The organism is Aerococcus sp. L_32, from assembly GCF_050689315.1.
In genome coordinates this window covers 1-1,818 of the sequence record NZ_JBOEQF010000388.1, presented here as the reverse complement: position 1 = coordinate 1,818, position 1,818 = coordinate 1, and the positions used below count along the sequence as shown (strand labels likewise).

The following is a 1,818-nucleotide window of genomic DNA, read 5'->3' as shown; positions in this document are numbered from 1 at the left end:
CTTGAAAAAAACCAATATTTGTACAAAAAGTATTGTGATATGGGGTATGATGTGGTAAAATCTTGATTACGAGTGCGAAATTTCGCACCTGAAATTGAATTTCGACTTTTTATTGTATATAATATTACAGTCGTTTTATATTAATAAAAAAACGAAAGACTTAATCGCAACAGGAGGTGCAAGTAATGAAAAGAACATACCAACCTAAAAAACGTCATCGTCAAAAAGTTCACGGTTTCCGTAAACGTATGAGCACTAAAAACGGTCGTCACGTTTTAGCAGCTCGTCGTAGAAAAGGAAGAAAAGTTATTTCTGCATAAGATCACATTAATATGTGGTCTTTTTTTATTAAGGAGGCGAACTTACGTGCGGAAATCTTATAGAGTCAAATCTGAGAAAGATTTTGGCCAGGTATTTCATCACGGTCATAGTACTGCGAATCGCCAATTTGTTATTTATCGATTGGAGAAGGACCAACCCCATTTCCGGATTGGTATCTCTGTCGGTAAGAAAATTGGAAACGCTGTTACCCGTAATGCAGTGAAGCGAAAAATTCGTCAAAGCATTACCGAACTCAAGGCAGGCATTGATCCGTCCAATGATTTTATCGTGATTGCTCGTAAGCCAGCTGCAGATATGACAACAGCTGAAGTGAAAAAAAGTTTGATTCATGTGCTATCTTTGGCGAAAATTTATCATCCGATAAAAGAGCATACAAAAGCAAAGCCATTACCACATGAATGATAGAATTCGTGGAGGATTTGTAAAAATTGAATATTCGAAGTAAAAAAATGTGGAAGATTTTAGCAATCACCATGATGGCTGTTATCTTTCTAGCGGCTTGTGGGACAAGTCCAATCGATGAGAATTCGACAGGTTTGTGGGACCGTTACATCGTCTATAACTTTTCACGTATTATTGTGTGGTTATCAGATATCTTTGGTAACTATGGTGTAGGGATTATTGCCTTTACCTTGATCATTCGTATCATCTTGATTCCATTAACCAAGTACCAAACACAAAGTACTGAAAAAATGCAAATGATGCAGCCTGAGCTAAAAGCCTTGCAAGAAAAATATGCATCTAAGGATCCAGAGACTCAGCAAAAATTACAAGAAGAAACAGCCAAGTTAAATGAAAAATATGACTATAGCATGTGGTCTGGTTGTTTACCAATGTTAATTCAATTGCCAATTTTGATGGCCTTATACCAATCTATTTCTAGAACAGAAATTCTAAGCCAAGGTCACTTCTTATGGTTAGAATTAGGAGTTCCTGACCAACTATTTGTAATCCCAATTATTGCAGCTATTCTAACATGGTATAACACACGTTTGACAACGATTGGTACACCAAATAGCAATCCATCAATGGCGATGATGCAATGGACAATGCCAGTAATGATTTTATTCATGGGTGTAACCTTACCATCAGCAATTTCACTTTACTGGGTGGCGTCCACTGGATTTACAATTCTTCAAACATTAGTGATGAATAATCCTTTTAAGAAGCGTGATGCACGCGAAGATCAAATTCGTAAAGAGAAAGAGCTAGAACGTCGTTTAGAAAAAGCAAAACGTAATCCTAATGGTAAGAAGAAATAACAGGAGGTTCTTGTATTGAAAACTGAAAGATTTGAAGCGACTTCAGTCGATGCTGCTATTGCCAAAGGCTTGCAACAACTTCGGTTGGCGCGAGAAGATGTTGAAGTTCAAGTAATTCAAGAAGCCAAAAAAGGATTTCTCGGTTTAGGGGCAAAGGATGCGATTGTAGCCATCCATTACACTGAACGAGAAGTGTCCGAAATTGATGCCACAA

At 37.3% G+C, this 1,818-nt stretch carries 4 protein-coding genes; all 4 read left to right on the top strand.

What is annotated here, in order from left to right:
- The first annotated feature begins 185 nt into the window (after positions 1–185).
- A complete protein-coding gene (gene rpmH, locus ACRCJ0_RS13235) occupies positions 186–320 on the top strand; it encodes a 50S ribosomal protein L34 (RefSeq protein ID WP_003142921.1) in 135 nt (44 codons plus the stop codon).
- Between the two features lie 46 nt (positions 321–366).
- Positions 367–744, top strand: coding sequence for a ribonuclease P protein component (gene rnpA, locus ACRCJ0_RS13230; RefSeq protein ID WP_417894088.1), 378 nt, complete (start codon positions 367–369; stop codon positions 742–744).
- A gap of 32 nt (positions 745–776) precedes the next feature.
- The gene (gene yidC, locus ACRCJ0_RS13225; protein ID WP_026465534.1) at positions 777–1,604 is read left to right on the top strand and encodes a membrane protein insertase YidC; all 828 of its coding nucleotides are present in this window, start codon (positions 777–779) and stop codon (positions 1,602–1,604) included.
- Between the two features lie 15 nt (positions 1,605–1,619).
- The coding region (locus ACRCJ0_RS13220; protein WP_431390717.1) for a Jag N-terminal domain-containing protein at positions 1,620–1,818 on the top strand (199 nt) is incomplete at its 3' end.